Raw genomic sequence first — 202 nt, 5'->3', positions numbered from 1 at the left:
CGCTGAAAAGCACTCCGAGAAGGACCGTGCAATAGAGCTTGAAATCAGGTGGCGATGGAACGACGGGGCATGAAAGGCTCCACAACAAACGACACAGGAGCGATCCTGCAGTAGAACTTGTGGAGAGCCGATGTCGCGTCGTGCGTTTTGAAAAACGAACCAGAGAGTGCACTTATTCGGCGAGTCTAACCCGGTTATCGGG

1 rRNA gene is annotated in these 202 nt (G+C 53.5%); it reads left to right on the top strand.

The features are described from left to right. Positions 1 to 202: ribosomal RNA gene (locus AUR64_RS21015) — 23S ribosomal RNA — on the top strand; the annotation flags it as partial.

The sequence above is a fragment of the Haloprofundus marisrubri genome, assembly GCF_001469955.1.
In the GTDB taxonomy this organism is placed as follows: Archaea; Halobacteriota; Halobacteria; order Halobacteriales; family Haloferacaceae; genus Haloprofundus; species Haloprofundus marisrubri.
Note: the sequence above shows the minus strand (reverse complement) of the source record. Positions and strands in the feature narration are given on the sequence as shown.